The organism is Pseudomonas sputi, from assembly GCF_021603585.1.
GTDB classification, from domain to species: Bacteria; Pseudomonadota; Gammaproteobacteria; order Pseudomonadales; family Pseudomonadaceae; genus Aquipseudomonas; species Aquipseudomonas sputi.
Map to the genome: position 1 here is coordinate 66,692 of NZ_BQHI01000021.1, position 15,489 is coordinate 82,180.

Here is a 15,489-nt window from a genome sequence, read left to right on the forward strand (position 1 = left end):
ATGAATGCAGAAGACTCCTTGAAACTCGCTCGCCGGTTTATCGGGTTGCCCCTGGAAAAACGCCAGATGTTCCTGGCTGCCCTGGCGAAAGAAGGGGTGGATTTTTCCCGGTTTCCGATTCCCGCAGGCGTTGAGGCCGAGGACCGGCAGGCGCTGTCTTATGCCCAGCAACGCATGTGGTTTCTCTGGCATCTGGACCCGCAAAGTGGCGCCTACAACCTGCCGGCGGCGGTGCGCCTGACCGGTCGCCTGAACCAGGCAGCGCTGGAGCAAGCGTTCGCGAGCCTGATCGAACGCCACGAAACCCTGCGCACGGTGTTTCAGCAGCAACCCGACGACAGCCTGCTGCAAGTACCGCTGCAACAACCGCTGGACATTCAGCGCATCGACCTCAGCAATTTGCCCGCCGCCGAACGCGAAACCCGGGTGGCCGCCGCCGCGCAGGAGCAATCGCTGCTGCCGTTCGACTTGGCCAACGGCCCGCTGCTGCGGGTGCGTCTGTTGCAACTGGCCGAGCAGGAGCACGTGCTGCTGCTGACCCTGCATCACATCGTGTCCGATGGCTGGTCGATGAATGTGCTGATCGACGAGTTCTGCCGCTTCTACGACGCCCACGATCAGGGCCGGGCTGCCGAACTGCCACCGCTGGCGGTGCAATACAGTGACTACGCCCTGTGGCAACGCCGCTGGCTGGAAGCGGGTGAGCAACAACGTCAACTCGACTACTGGCTGGCGCAGATGGGCGACGAACACCCGGTGCTGGAGTTGCCGGTGGACCACCCGCGCCCGGTGCTGCCGAGCAATCAGGGCCGGCGTCTGGAACGCGTGGTGGACGCCGCGCTGGTCGAGCAATTGCGTGGCATCGCCCGTCAGCACGGGGTGACGCTGTTCATGCTGTTGCTCGGCACCTTCAATATTCTGCTGCACCGTTACACCGGCCAGACCGACCTGCGCGTCGGCGTGCCGATCGCCAACCGCAACCGTCGGGAAATCGAAGGGCTGATCGGCTTCTTCGTCAACACCCAGGTGCTGCGCGTCGAACTGGACGGCCAGACCTCCGTTGCCGATCTACTGCGTGACCTCAAGGAAACCGCCCTCGGTGCCCAGGCGCATCAGGACTTGCCGTTCGAACGTCTGGTCGAGGCGCTGAAACTGGAGCGCAGCCTCAGTTACAACCCGCTGTTCCAGGTGATGTACAACCACCAGCCGGAAGTTGCCGATGTCACCACGCTCAAGGTCGGCAGCGGTCTGGAACTGGGCGTTATCGAATGGGAAAGCCGCAGCACCCAGTTCGACCTGAGCCTGGACACCTACGAAAAGGGCGGGCAACTGCACGCGGCGTTCACCTACGCCACGGATCTGTTCGAACCCGAAACCATCGAGCGCATGGCGCGCCACTGGACGAACTTGCTGCGCAGCCTCGCCAGCGATCCGCAGCAGCGCGTCGGTGACATCGCGTTGTTGGAAACGGCCGAGCTGGAACAACTGACTCAGGACTGGGGCCGCCACGACACCCAGTGGCCGAGCGAGCGCCCGGTGCATCAACTGTTCCAAGCCCAGGCCGAGCTGACACCGGATGCCGTCGCGCTGATTTTCGACGGTCAGCGACTGACTTACACCCAGCTCAACGCCCGGGCCAATCGCCTGGCGCGTACGCTGCTGGCGCAAGGTGTCGGCCCCGAGGTGCTGGTGGGCGTGGCGGTGGATCGCGGACTGGAGCTGATCGTCGCCATCCTCGCCGTGCTCAAGGCCGGTGGCGCCTACGTGCCGCTGGACCCGCAATACCCGCGTGATCGCCTGCTGTGCATGATCGAAGACAGCGGCAGCCGCTTGCTGCTGACCCAAAGCCATTTGCTCGAGCGTTTGCCGGTGCCGCAGAACGTCCAGAGCCTGTGTCTGGATCAGGCCGAAGTCTGGGCGCACACCGACGAAAGCAACCCGCACCGCGCCGTGTGGGCCGACAACCTCGCCTACGTGATGTTCACCTCCGGCTCTACCGGTCGCCCGAAAGGCGTCGGCATCAGTCACGGTGCGCTGAGCAAGCACGCATTCGCTTCGCAGCATTACTACGGCCTGAGCGCTGCCGATTGTGCGCTGCAATTCGCGACCTTCAACTTCGATGCCTTTGGCGAGCAACTGTTCGGCCCGCTGACCTGCGGCGCCTCGGTGGTGCTGCGCGGCAACGAAGTGTGGGACAGCGAAACCCTGTACCGGAATATCGTGGAACACGGCATCACGGTCATGGACCTGACCACCGCTTACTGGAACATGATCGCCAAGGAATTCGCCGCTGTCGGCCCGCGTGACTACGCGGCGCTGCGTCAGGTGCACAGCGGCGGTGAAGCGATGCCGCCGGAAGGCGTGCAGGCCTGGCGTCAGGCCGGGCTCGAGCACGTCAAACTGCTCAACACCTACGGCCCGACCGAAGCCACGGTCACCGCCACCACCCTTGATTGCAGCGACTACGTCTTCGCTCGTCAGCCGTTGCCGCTGACCCTGCCGATCGGTCAGCCGCTGCCGGGCCGTCACACCTATCTGCTGGATGCCGATGGCCAGCCGACCCCGGTCGGTGTGGTCGGCGAGCTGCTGATCGGTGGTGAATTGCTGGCGCGGGGTTACTTCCAGCGCGCCGATCTGACGGCCGAGCGCTTTATTCCCGATCCGTTTTCCAGCAGTGGGGCACGTCTGTACCGCACTGGCGACCTGGCGCGCTACAACGCCCTTGGCCAGATCGAATACGTCGGCCGGGTTGACCATCAAGTGAAGATCCGTGGTTTCCGTATCGAGCTGGGTGAAGTCGAAGCGCGCCTGCTGGAATTGAGCGACGTCAGCGAAGCCGTGGTGCTGGCAGTGCAGGGCGGCAGCAGCCTGCAACTGGTGGCCTACGTGGTGCCGAAGGATACATCCGTGGTCGCGGCGCCCGCCGACGAACAAAGTGCGGCGCGGGAAGCGATCAAGGCGCAGCTCAAGGACAGCCTGCCGGACTACATGGTGCCGACGCAGCTGTTGTTCCTCGCCGAACTGCCCCTGAGCCCGAACGGCAAACTGGACCGCAAGGCCTTGCCGACGCCGGACGCCAGCCAGATGCAGCAGGCGTTCGTCGCGCCGCGCAGCGAGCTGGAGCAGAAAATCGCCGGCATCTGGCAGGACGTGCTCAAGCTTGAGCAGGTTGGCCTCACCGACAACTTCTTCGAACTGGGCGGCGACTCGATCATCTCGATTCAGGTGGTCAGCCGCTCGCGTCAGGCCGGGATTCATTTCAGCCCCCGTGACCTGTTCCAGCACCAGACCGTGCAAGGCCTGGCCAGTGTGGCGCAGCAGGGCAGCGGTGGCCTGAGCATCGATCAGGGCCCGGTCAGCGGCGAACTGCCGTTGCTGCCGATCCAGCAAGTGTTCTTCGAAGACGCAATTCCCCAGCGTCACCACTGGAACCAGGCGGTGTTGCTGCGCAGTCATCAAACCTTGAACGCCGAGGCGCTGCTGCACGCGCTGAACGCGTTGATCGCGCATCACGACGGCCTGCGTTCGCGCTTCGTTGAAAGCACCGAAGGCTGGCGTGCCGAACTCGCGCCAATTGCGCACGATCCGGAGCTGTTGTGGACCGCCGACAAGCTCGCCGAAGCCGAACTGCAAGCGCTGTACGCCAAGGCCCAGCAAAGCCTGAACCTGCAAAACGGCCCGCTGCTGCGCGCGGTGCTGGCGACCGTCGCCGATGGCAGTCAGCGTCTGCTGCTGGCCATGCATCACCTGGTGGTGGACGGTGTTTCGTGGCGGATTCTGCTGGAAGACCTGCAACTGGCTTATCAGCAGGCTGCGCAAAAAACCGCCATCAAGCTGCCGGCGAAAACCAGCGCCTACAAGGCCTGGGGCGAACATCTACAAGCCTGGGCCGCGACCGATGCGTTGCAAGCCGAACTGGGGTTCTGGCAGCAACAACTCGACGGTGCGGCACTGGATCTGCCCTGCGACAACCCGCAGGGCAGCCTGCAAAGCCGTCACGCGCTGGTGCTGTACAGCCGCCTCGACAAAACCTTCACCCAGCAATTGCTGCAACAGGCCCCGGCGGCCTATCGCACGCAGGTCAACGATCTGCTGCTGACCGCGCTGGCGCGGGTCATCAGCCGCTGGACCGGCCACGCCGATACCCTGATCCAGCTGGAAGGCCACGGCCGCGAAGACCTGTTCGACGACGTCGATCTGACCCGCACCGTCGGCTGGTTCACCAGCCTGTTCCCGGTGCGTCTGACCCCGAAGGATGGCGTCGCGGCGGCGATCAAGCAGATCAAGGAACAACTGCGGGCGATCCCGAACAAGGGCATCGGTTTCGGCGTGTTGCGCCATCTCGGTGACGCAGCCACCCAGGCCCGCCTCAAGGCGCTGGCGATGCCGCGCATCACCTTCAACTACCTCGGCCAGTTCGACGGCAGCTTCGATGCCGAGGACGGTGTGCTGTTCAGCCCGGCTGATGAAAGCGCCGGGCTGGAGCAAAGCCTCGACGCGCCGCTGGACAACTGGCTGGGCGTCGAAGGTCAGGTCTACGACGGCGAACTCGACCTGCGCTGGACCTTCAGCCGCGAGCAATTCAACGAGGCGACCATCGCCCGTCTGGCTGAAGACTACGAACGTGAACTGCAGGCGTTGATCAGCCATTGCTGCGACGCGGATTCGATGGGCGTGACGCCGTCGGACTTCCCGCTGGCGCACATCGATCAGGCACAACTGGACGTGATCCCGGTGCCGGCCGCCGGCATCGAAGACATTTATCCGCTGTCGCCGATGCAGCAGGGCATGCTGTTTCACACCTTGTACGAGCAGGGCACCGGCACTTACATCAACCAGTTGTGCGTCGATGTCGACGGCCTTGATCCCGAGCGTTTCCGTGCGGCGTGGCAAGCGACCATGGACGCTCACGACATTCTGCGCAGCGGCTTCATCTGGCAGGGCCAATTGCAGGAACAACTGCAAATCATCCATCGCCAACTGGCGCTGCCGTACACGCTGCTCGACTGGCGTGAGCGCAGCGACATCGCCCAGGCCCTCAAGGATTTCACCGTCGCCGATCTGGCCGAAGGGTTCGACCTGACCCGGGCCGGGCTGCTGCGCGTGACCCTGATCCGTATCAGCGACCAGCGTCATCACTTGATCTTCACCAACCACCACATCCTGATGGACGGCTGGAGCAGCGCGCAGATGCTCGGCGAAGTCCTGCAGCGTTATGCCGGCCAGCAACCACCGCGTCCGGTCAGCCGTTACTCGGATTACATCCAGTGGCTGCAGCGTCAGGACGCGGCGGTCAGCGAAGCATTCTGGCTGCAACAACTGGCGGACTTCCACGAGCCGACCGTGCTGGCGCAAGCCGCGGCCGGCGGTGGCGAAGTGCGCAGCGAGGTTGGTCATCTGCTCAAGCACTACGACCTCGATGCTTCGCGCACTCGTCGTTTGAACGCGTTTGCCCGTGAACAGAAAGTCACCGTCAACACGTTGGTGCAAGCCGCGTGGCTGTTGCTGTTGCAGCGTTACACCGGCAGCGCCTGCGTGGCGTTTGGCACCACCGTGGCCGGGCGTCCGGCGGAACTGGTGGGCATCGAGCAGCAGGTCGGTCTGTTCATCAACACCTTGCCGGTGATCGCCGGCAGTCGGCCGGACCAGACCGTGGCCGCGTGGCTGGCGGCGGTGCAGGCGCAGAACCTGTCGCTGCGCGAGTTCGAACACACGCCGTTGGCGAGCATTCAGCGCTGGGCCGGGCAGGGCGGCGAGTCGCTGTTCGACACGCTGCTGGTGTTCGAGAACTTCCCGATTTCCGAGGCGCTGCAGCATGGCACCGCCCAGGGCGTGGTGTTCGGCGAAGTCGCCAACCAGGATCAGACCCACTATCCGCTGACCCTCGGCGTGACGCTGGGTGAAACCCTGGCGCTGCACATGAGCTTCGACCAGGCGCATTTCAGCGTCGCCACGGTCGAGCGCCTGAGCGCGCAGTTGTTGCACTTGCTGGAGCAGTTCGCCGAATCCGCCGAGCGTCGTCTCGGTGAAATCGCCCTGGCCACGGCCGACGAACATGCGCGGCAACAGGCGCAGAACCATCCGCAGGCGTACCCGACCGATATCGCCGTGCACCAGCGCTTCGCCCGATTGGCTGCACAGCAGCCTGATCGCACGGCAGTCATTTTCGATGGCAAGCATTACAGCTACGGCGAACTGGATGCCCGGGCCAACCGTCTGGCCCATGAACTGGTGGCCCGTGGCGTGCGCGCCGAAGTGCGGGTCGGCGTGGCGATGCCGCGCGGCGAGGGCCTGATCGTCGCCTTGCTGGCGGTGCTCAAGGCCGGCGGCGCCTATGTGCCGCTGGACACCACCTACCCGCGTGAGCGTCTGGCGTATCTGATGCAGGACTCCGGTCTGGCGCTGTTGCTGACCGATTCCCGCGTGTCGGCGCAACTGCCGATCGACGACGCCATGAGCGTGCTGGAACTGGACCGCCTCGACCTCCGCGGCCATTCGGTGCAGGCACCGGTGGTGGCGATCGATCCGGACAATCTGGCCTACGTGATCTACACCTCCGGTTCCACCGGCAATCCGAAAGGCGTCAGCGTCACCCACGGGCCGCTGGCGATGCACTGCCTGGCCATCGGTGAGCGCTATGAAATGCGCGACAGCGATTGCGAATTCCACTTCATGTCGTTCGCCTTCGACGGCGCCCATGAACGCTGGCTGACCAGCCTGACCCACGGTGGCTCGCTGCTGATCCGCGACGACAGCCTGTGGACGCCGGAGCAGACCTACAACGCGATGATCGAGCACGGCGTGACCGTGGTCGCGTTCCCGCCGGTGTACCTGCAACAACTGGCCGAACACGCCGAACGCGTGGGCAATCCGCCGCAGGTACGCATCTACTGCTTCGGCGGCGACGCGGTGCCGAATGCGAGTTTCGAACGGGTCAAGCGCGCGCTGAACCCGCAATACATCATCAACGGCTACGGCCCGACCGAAACCGTGGTGACGCCGCTGATCTGGAAGGCCGGTCGCGACGTGCCGTGCGGCGCCGCGTATGCACCGATCGGCAGCCGTATCGGCGACCGCAGCGCCTACGTCCTCGACGCCGATCTGAACCTGTTGCCCCAAGGCATGGCCGGCGAGCTGTACCTGGGTGGCAGCGGCGTGGCCCGTGGTTACCTGAATCGTCCGGCGATGACCGCCGAGCGTTTTGTCGCGGACCCGTTCAGCGCAACCGGTGGCGTGCTGTACCGCACCGGCGACCTGGTGCGCCAGCGCACCGACGGCACTTTCGACTACCTGGAACGCATCGACAACCAGGTGAAGATCCGTGGTTTCCGCATCGAACTGGGTGAAATCGAAGCCAGCCTGCAAGCCCTCGACGGCGTGCGCGAAGCGGTGGTCGTGGCCCAGGAAAGCGCCGGCAGCAAACGGCTGGTGGCGTACGTGGTCGGCGATTCGCAGCAGGCGGATTTCGCCGAGCAATTGCGGGCGCAACTCAAGGCCAGCTTGCCAGCGCACATGGTCCCGGCTTACGTGCTGACCCTTGAGCGCATGCCGCTGACGCCGAACGGCAAACTCGATCGCAAGAACCTGCCCAAACCTGACGTCAGCCAATTGCAGCAAACCTACGTGGCGCCGCAAAGCGCACTGGAGCAGCAACTGGCAACGATCTGGCAGGACGTGCTGAAGCTGGAGCGCGTCGGCCTGACCGACAATTTCTTCGAGCTGGGCGGCGATTCGATCATCTCGATCCAGGTGGTCAGCCGCGCCCGTCAGGCCGGGCTGCGCTTTACCCCGAAAGACCTGTTCCAGCACCAGACCATTCAGGCGCTGGCCAATGTAGTGCAGAGCGGTGAGCCGGTGCAGCCGATCGATCAGCGACCGGTGACCGGTGAAACGACGTTGCTGCCGATTCATCAATGGTTCTTTGCCCAGCCGATTCCCGACCGTCATCACTGGAACCAGTCGGTGATGCTCAAGACCGCTCAGCCGCTGGATGCTTCCGTTCTGGAGCAAGCCCTGGATGCGCTGCTCGTGCATCACGACAGCCTGCGCCTGGACTTTACCGAGCAAACGCAGGGCTGGACGGCGCAGTACCGCGACGTCGAAACCCAGGCCGGTGAAACGGTGTTGTGGCAAGTCGAGGTCGCCGATCTGGCGGCCCTTGAAGTGCTCGGCAACCAGGCCCAACGCAGCCTGCAACTGAGCGGCGGTTCGCTGATCCGTGCAGTGCTGGCGAACCTGGCCGATGGCAGCCAGCGTCTGTTGCTGGTGGTTCATCACCTGGTGGTGGATGGCGTGTCGTGGCGGATTCTGTTCGAAGACCTGCAAAGTGCTTACCGGCAGATCCAGTCGGGGGCCGCCGTGCAACTGCCGGCCAAGACCAGTGCGGTGAAAGCCTGGACTGAAGCGTTGCAGGACTACGCCGGCAGTGCGCCGCTGCAAGCCGAGCTGGGCTTCTGGCAGCAACAACTGCAAGGCGCGTCGAACGCATTGCCGTACGACAACCCGCACGGTGACCAGCAGCATTGCCAGGCACTGGCAATCCGCACGCCGCTGGACAAGACCTTGACCCGCCAACTGCTGCAAGAGGCCCCGGCGGCCTATCGCACCCAGGTCAACGATCTGCTGCTGACCGCGCTGGCGCGGGTGATGGTGCGCTGGACCGGCGAGGACAATGTGCTGGTGCAACTGGAAGGCCATGGTCGTGAAGACCTGTTCGAGCACGTCGACCTGACCCGCACCGTGGGCTGGTTCACCAGCCTGTTCCCGGCAAAACTGACTCCGCTCGCTGACCTCGGCGCCTCGCTGAAACAAATCAAGGAACAACTGCGGGCGATCCCGAACAAAGGCATCGGCTTCGGTGCCCTCGCGCACCTGGGCGATGACCATGCCCGGGCCACCCTGCAAGCGCTGCCGACGCCGCGCCTGACCTTCAACTATCTGGGCCAGTTCGACGGCAGTTTCGCTGCCGGCGATGAAGCGCTGTTCGTGCCGACCAGCGAATCCGGCGGCGAAGAAGTGAATATGCAAGGCCCGTTGGGCAGCCCGCTGGCCCTCGACGGCAAGGTGTTCAACGGCGAGCTGGACCTGAGCTGGACCTTCAGCCGCGAGATGTTCGAACCGGCGACCATCCAGCGTCTGGCCGACGATTACCTGCAAGAACTCACCGCGCTGATCGCCCATTGCTGCGACAGCGCCCACCGTGGCGTGACCCCGTCGGACTTCCCGCTGGCGCAGCTGACTCAAGCGCAACTGGATGTGCTCGCCCTGCAACCGCAAGCCATCGACGATATCTACCCGCTGTCGCCGATGCAGCAGGGCATGCTGTTCCACACCCTGCTCGAACATGGCAGCGGCGACTACATCAACCAGATGCGTCTGGACGTCGATGGCGTCGACCCGCAGCGGTTCCGTGCCGCGTGGCAAGCGGTGGTGGATGCCCATGACATCCTGCGCACCGGTTTCGTCTGGCAGGGCGATCTGGCGCAGCCGCTGCAAGTGGTGCAGCGTCAGCTCGACGTGCCGTTCCGCGTCCTCGACTGGAACGGTCAGACCGATCTTGATGCCGCGCTGAAAAAACTCGCCGACCAAGAGCGTGCCCAAGGCCTCGACCTGACCCGCGCACCGTTGCTGCGTCTGGTGCTGGTGCGCATCGCTGAACACCGTCATCACCTGATCTACACCAACCATCACATCCTGATGGACGGCTGGAGCAGCGCGCAGTTGCTCGGCGAAGTGTTGCAGCATTACAGCGGCGCAGCGGTGCCGCGTCCGACCGGGCGCTACCGCGATTACATCGCCTGGCTGCAGCGCCAGGACGCCGCGACCGCGGAAGCCTTCTGGCTGGCGGCGCTGAACAACCTGCAGGAGCCGACGCGTCTGGCCGATGCCATCGCGCGGCCGAATGCCGGTTTGCCGAGCGTCGGTTATGGCGATCATTTCCAGGTGCTCGATGCCAGCCTGACTCAGCGTCTGGGCGAGTTCGCCCGGGCCTCGAAAGTCACCGTCAACACCCTGGTGCAAGCCGCGTGGCTGCTGCTGTTGCAGCGCTACACCGGCAAGGATTGCGTGGCGTTCGGCGCCACCGTCGCCGGGCGTCCGGCGGATCTGCCGGGGGCCGAGCAGCAGGTCGGCCTGTTCATCAACACCCTGCCGGTGATCGCCGCGCCACAAGCGCAGCAGAGCCTGGCCGGTTGGCTGCAGGGCGTGCAGGCGCAGAACCTGGCGCTGCGCGAATTCGAACACACGCCGCTGGCGCAGATTCAGCGCTGGGCCGGGCAGGGCGGTGACGCGCTGTTCGACAGCCTGATGGTGTTCGAGAACTACCCGATTGCCGAAGCGCTGGAGCAAGGCGCGCCGCAGGGCCTGCGATTCGGTCCGGTGGAGAACCACGAACAGACCAACTATCCGTTGACCCTGCTGGTGCATCTGGGTGCCGAGTTGTCTGTGCATTTCAGCTACCAGCGCGACAGCTTCGCCGATGTCAGCGTGGCGCAACTGGGCGCGCACCTGCAGCATTTGCTTGAGCAGATGACCGAGGCGGGTGAGCGTTCGCTCAGCCAATTGCGTCTGATCGAGACGCCGCCGGTTCACACTGATTTCGTCACCGACCTGTGCATCCATCAAGGCATCGCCCGTCAGGTCGCCGCGACCCCGGATGCACGGGCCGTGACCTTCGCCGACACGCAACTGACCTACGCCGAACTGGACGCCCGGGCCAATCGCCTGGCGCACAAATTGATCGAACTGGGCGTCGGCCCGGAAGTGCGGGTGGGCGTGGCGTTGCCGCGTTCCGAGCAGTTGCTGATTGCACTGCTGGCGGTGCTCAAGGCCGGTGGCGCCTACGTGCCGCTGGACCCGGATTACCCGGCCGACCGAGTCGCCTACATGCTCGAAGACAGCCGCGCACGAGTGCTGCTGACGGAGCAAGCGCTGGCGGCAGCACTGACCGTGCCGTCCGACACGCAAGTGTTGCTGCTGGATCAAGTAGAACTGGGTGGCCATCCGGTTCAGGCACCGCAAACCGCCGTGACCCCGGACAACCTCGCCTACGTGATCTACACCTCCGGTTCCACCGGCAAGCCGAAAGGCGTGGCGATTGCCCATCGCAACGTCATGGCGCTGATCGACTGGTCGGCCAGGGTCTACCGCCGCGAAGACATTCAAGGTGTGCTGGCCTCGACCTCGGTGTGTTTCGACCTGTCGGTGTGGGAGCTGTTTGTGACCCTGGCCAACGGCGGCTCGCTGATCATCGCCCGTAATGCGCTGGAACTGCCGCAACTGCCGGCCCGGGATCAGGTGCGCCTGATCAACACCGTGCCGTCGGCGATCAACGCATTGCAGCGCGCCGGGCAGATTCCGCCGGGTGTGCGGATCATCAACCTGGCGGGCGAACCGCTCAAGCAGGGACTGGTGGACGCGCTCTATCAGCAGCCGACTATCGAGCATGTCTACGACCTGTACGGCCCGTCGGAAGACACCACTTACTCGACCTGGACCCGCCGCACCGCCGGTGGTCAGGCGCGCATCGGCCGGGCGCTGGAGCACTCCAGCAGCCACTTGCTCGATACCGATCTGCAGGCGGTGCCGCACGGTGTGTCGGCCGAGTTGTACCTGTCGGGCGCCGGGGTCACCCGCGGTTACCTGGGCAAAGCGGCGATGACCGCCGAAAAGTTCGTGCCCAACCCGTTCGCCCGCAACGGCGAGCGTCTCTACCGCACCGGCGACCTGATCCGTCAGCGCGAAGACGGCGAGTTGGAGTACATGGGGCGGATCGACCATCAGGTGAAAATCCGTGGTTTCCGTATCGAACTGGGCGAAATCGAGGCGCGACTGCTGGCGCAACCGGGCATCAGTGAGGCGGCCGTACTGGCCGTCGAGGCCGAGGGTGGCGCGCAACTGGTGGCCTACGTGGTCGCTCCGCAACTGGATGTGTACGACGGTGAAGCGCAGCGCCAACGGCGCGACGGACTAAAGACTGGCCTCAAGTCTTCGTTACCTGACTACATGATTCCCGCGCACCTGCTGTTCCTTGAGCAGTTGCCCCTGACCCCCAACGGCAAGCTCGACCGCAAGGCGCTGCCGGCGGTGGATGCCAGCCAGATGCAGGCCGCGTATGTCGCGCCGCAGTCGGAGCTTGCGCAACAGGTCGCGGCAATCTGGCAGCAAGTGCTCACCGTGGAACGCATCGGTCTGAACGATCACTTCTTCGAACTCGGCGGGCACTCGCTGCTGGCGGTCAATGTCGTGTCGCGCATCGCCCTGGAACTGGGCCTGACGCTGACGCCGCAACTGCTATTCCAGCACCCCGTCCTGGGCGACTTTGTCGCTCGACTCGATACAGGAGGCGGGGCAATCAACGAACAGAAACTGAACAAGCTGGAAGCCCTGCTTGACGATATGGAGGAGTTCTGATGGACACGAGTGTTGCTTTGAGGATTGCCAAGCGCTTTATCACTCTGCCGCTGGACAAACGTAAGCTCTACCTGGAAAAGATGCTCGAAGAGGGCGTCTCGCCGGCCAACCTGCCGATTCCGGAAACTCGCTCAAGCTTCGAGGCGATCCCGCTGTCCTACGCCCAGGAACGCCAGTTGTTCTTGTGGCAGATGGACCCGCACAGCACCGCGTACCACATTCCCAGCGCCCTGCGTTTGAAGGGGCGGCTGGATGTCGCGGCGCTGGAGCGCAGTTTCAACGCGGTGGTCGCCCGCCACGAAAGCCTGCGCACCACGTTCGTCGAACAGGGTGAAACCTTCTGTCAGCAGGTTCACGCGCAGATGCCGCTGAGCATCACGGTCGAGACGCTGGTGCCCGGTCTGGACGCCGACGCCGCGATCAAGGCTTTCGTCGAACACGAAACCGCGCGCCCGTTCAACCTGCAACAGGGCCCGCTTCTGCGAGTGTCATTGCTCAACGTCGGTGAAGACGATCACGTGCTGGCGCTGATCCAGCACCACATCATTTCCGATGGCTGGTCGATGCAAGTGCTGGTCGGCGAGCTGATCCAGCATTACGCCGCCGACACCGGCGGCCAGTCCCTGAGCCTGCCGCCGCTGGACGTGCAATACGCCGACTACGCGATCTGGCAACGTCACTGGCTGGAGGCCGGCGAGCGTGAGCGGCAGCTGAAATACTGGATCGACACCCTCGGCGGCGAACAGCCGGTGCTGGAATTGCCGATCGATCATCCGCGCCCGGCGGTGCAGAGCTTCCGTGGTGCGCGTCTGGATCTGAACCTGCCGGCGGCGCTGGGCGATGCCCTCAGGCAACTGGCCCAGCGCGAAGGCGCGAGCCTGTTCATGGTGCTGCTGGCGTCGTTCCAGGCCTTGCTGCACCGCTACAGCGGCCAGTCGCAGATCCGCGTCGGCGTGCCGACTGCCAACCGCAACCGGGTGGAGACCGAAGGCCTGATCGGCTTCTTCGTCAACACTCAGGTGCTGAGCGCGGACGTCCACGGGCAACTGCCGTTCAATCAACTGCTGGCTCAGGTCAAGCAATCGGCGATGGCCGCCCAGGCCCATCAGGATCTGCCGTTCGAGCAACTGATCGAAGCCCTGCAACCGGAACGCAGCCTGAGCCACAGTCCGGTGTTCCAGGTGATGTACAACCACCAGGCGGTCAACGACCAGACCCAGCGTCAGAGCCAGGTGCAACTGCCGCAACTGAGCGTCGAGGACATTGTCTGGGAGGGCCGCACCGCACAGTTCGACCTGACCCTCGGCACCTACGAATCCAGCGAAGGCGTGGCGGCGGAACTGACTTACGCCACCGACCTGTTCAAGCCCGAAACCATCGAGCGCCTGGCGCGCCACTGGCTGAACCTGCTGCACGGCATCGTCGCTGCGCCGAATCAGCGTGTCGGCGAACTGCCGCTGCTGGAAACCAGCGAACAGCAAGTGCTGTTGCAGGACTGGAAAAGCGTGGTCGCTCACGCCGCGTCGGCGCCGTGCGTGCAGCAACGCATCGCCTTGCAGGCCGGGCAAACGCCTGACGCTATCGCGTTGATCATCGGCGAAGACCGGCTGACTTACGGCCAGCTGAATGCCCGCGCCAACCAGCTCGCGCACAAGCTGGTCGAGCTGGGTGTAGGCCCGGATCGACTGGTCGGCATCGCGGTCGAGCGCAGCGTCGAAATGATCGTCGGCCTGCTGGCGATCCTCAAGGCCGGCGGCGCGTATGTGCCGCTGGACCCGGCGTATCCGGAAGACCGTCTGGCCTACATGATCGAGGACAGCGGCATCGAATGGCTGCTGACCCAAGCGCATTTGCAGACGCGGTTGCCGATCCCGGCCGGCCTTGCCACAGTGCTGCTGGATCAGCCGCAGGACTGGCTGGCGGCGTACCCGACCACCGCGCCTGACGTGGCCGTGAACGGCGATCATCTGGCCTACACGATTTACACCTCCGGCTCGACCGGCAAGCCTAAAGGCGTGATGGTCCGCCACGTCGCCCTGAGCAACTTTGTCGCGAGCATGGTTGAGCAACCGGGCATCGCCGCCGCTGATCGCATGCTGTCGCTGACCACGTTCTCGTTCGATATTTTCGGCCTGGAAATCTACGGCCCGTTGCTGGCTGGCGCTGCCGTGGTGCTGACCGGCAAGGACGTGCACCAGGACCCGCAAGCGGTGCTCGAACTGATCGACCGCCACGGCGTGACCCTGCTGCAAGCCACGCCTTCGAGCTGGCGCATGCTGCTGGACAACGAGCACGCCGCGATTCTAGACGGCCGCACTTTCCTGTGTGGCGGTGAAGCGCTGCCCCGAGAACTGGCGCAACGCATGCTGGCGCGCTCGCCGAAGGTCTGGAACCTTTACGGCCCCACCGAAACCACGATCTGGTCGGCGCTGCATCCGCTGAGCGTGGACAACAGCCGTCCCTTCCTCGGTAAACCGATCGACAACACCGCGCTGTACATTCTTGGCAGTGATCTGGAACTCAATCCGCTCGGCGCGCCGGGCGAATTGTTGATCGGTGGCGAAGGCCTGGCGCGGGGGTATTTCCAGCGTCCTGCGCTGACCGCCGAACGCTTTGTGCCGGACCCGTTCTCGAGCGCTGGCGAGCGCCTGTATCGCACCGGTGACCTGACCCGTTACCGCGCCGAAGGCGTGATCGAATACATCGGGCGGATCGACCATCAGGTGAAAATCCGTGGTTTCCGTATCGAGCTGGGCGAAATCGAAGCGCGCCTGCTGGCGCTCGACAGCGTGCGCGAAACCGTGGTCGTCGCCCAGGACGGCCCGACCGGCCCGCAACTGGTGGGCTACGTGGTGCCGACGTCCGGCGAGGTGCTGGATGCCGATGGCGAAGCCGCATTGCGCACTGCGCTCAAGGCCAGCCTCAAGGCTGAATTGCCAGAATACATGGTGCCGGCGCACCTGTTGTTCCTTGCGCAACTGCCGCTGACCCCCAACGGCAAAGTCGACCGCAAGGCCTTGCCGGCGCCCGACACCAGCCAGTGGCAATCGACCTACATCGCGCCGCAGACCGCCACCC

Annotated in this window: 2 protein-coding genes (1 of these 2 running past the window's edge); both read left to right on the forward strand. The window is 64.5% G+C overall.

The features are described 5' to 3' along the window. On the forward strand, nucleotides 1–12,411 hold the full coding sequence (locus L6D81_RS22725; RefSeq protein ID WP_236182014.1) for a non-ribosomal peptide synthetase: 12,411 nt from the start codon (nucleotides 1–3) through the stop codon (nucleotides 12,409–12,411). Continuing rightward, nucleotides 12,411–15,489, forward strand: partial view of a non-ribosomal peptide synthase/polyketide synthase gene (locus L6D81_RS22730; RefSeq protein WP_236182015.1) — the 5' portion only. The gene runs 11,981 nt beyond the window's last position; only the first 3,079 of its 15,060 coding nucleotides appear in the window; the start codon lies at nucleotides 12,411–12,413; the stop codon falls past the right edge of the window. The genes L6D81_RS22725 and L6D81_RS22730 overlap by 1 nt, the downstream gene beginning before the upstream one ends.

Coding starts and splice junctions, on each gene's coding strand:
- L6D81_RS22725 (WP_236182014.1), top strand. CDS start 1: ATGAATGCAGAAGACTCCTTGAAACTCGCTCGCCGGTTTATCGGGTTG.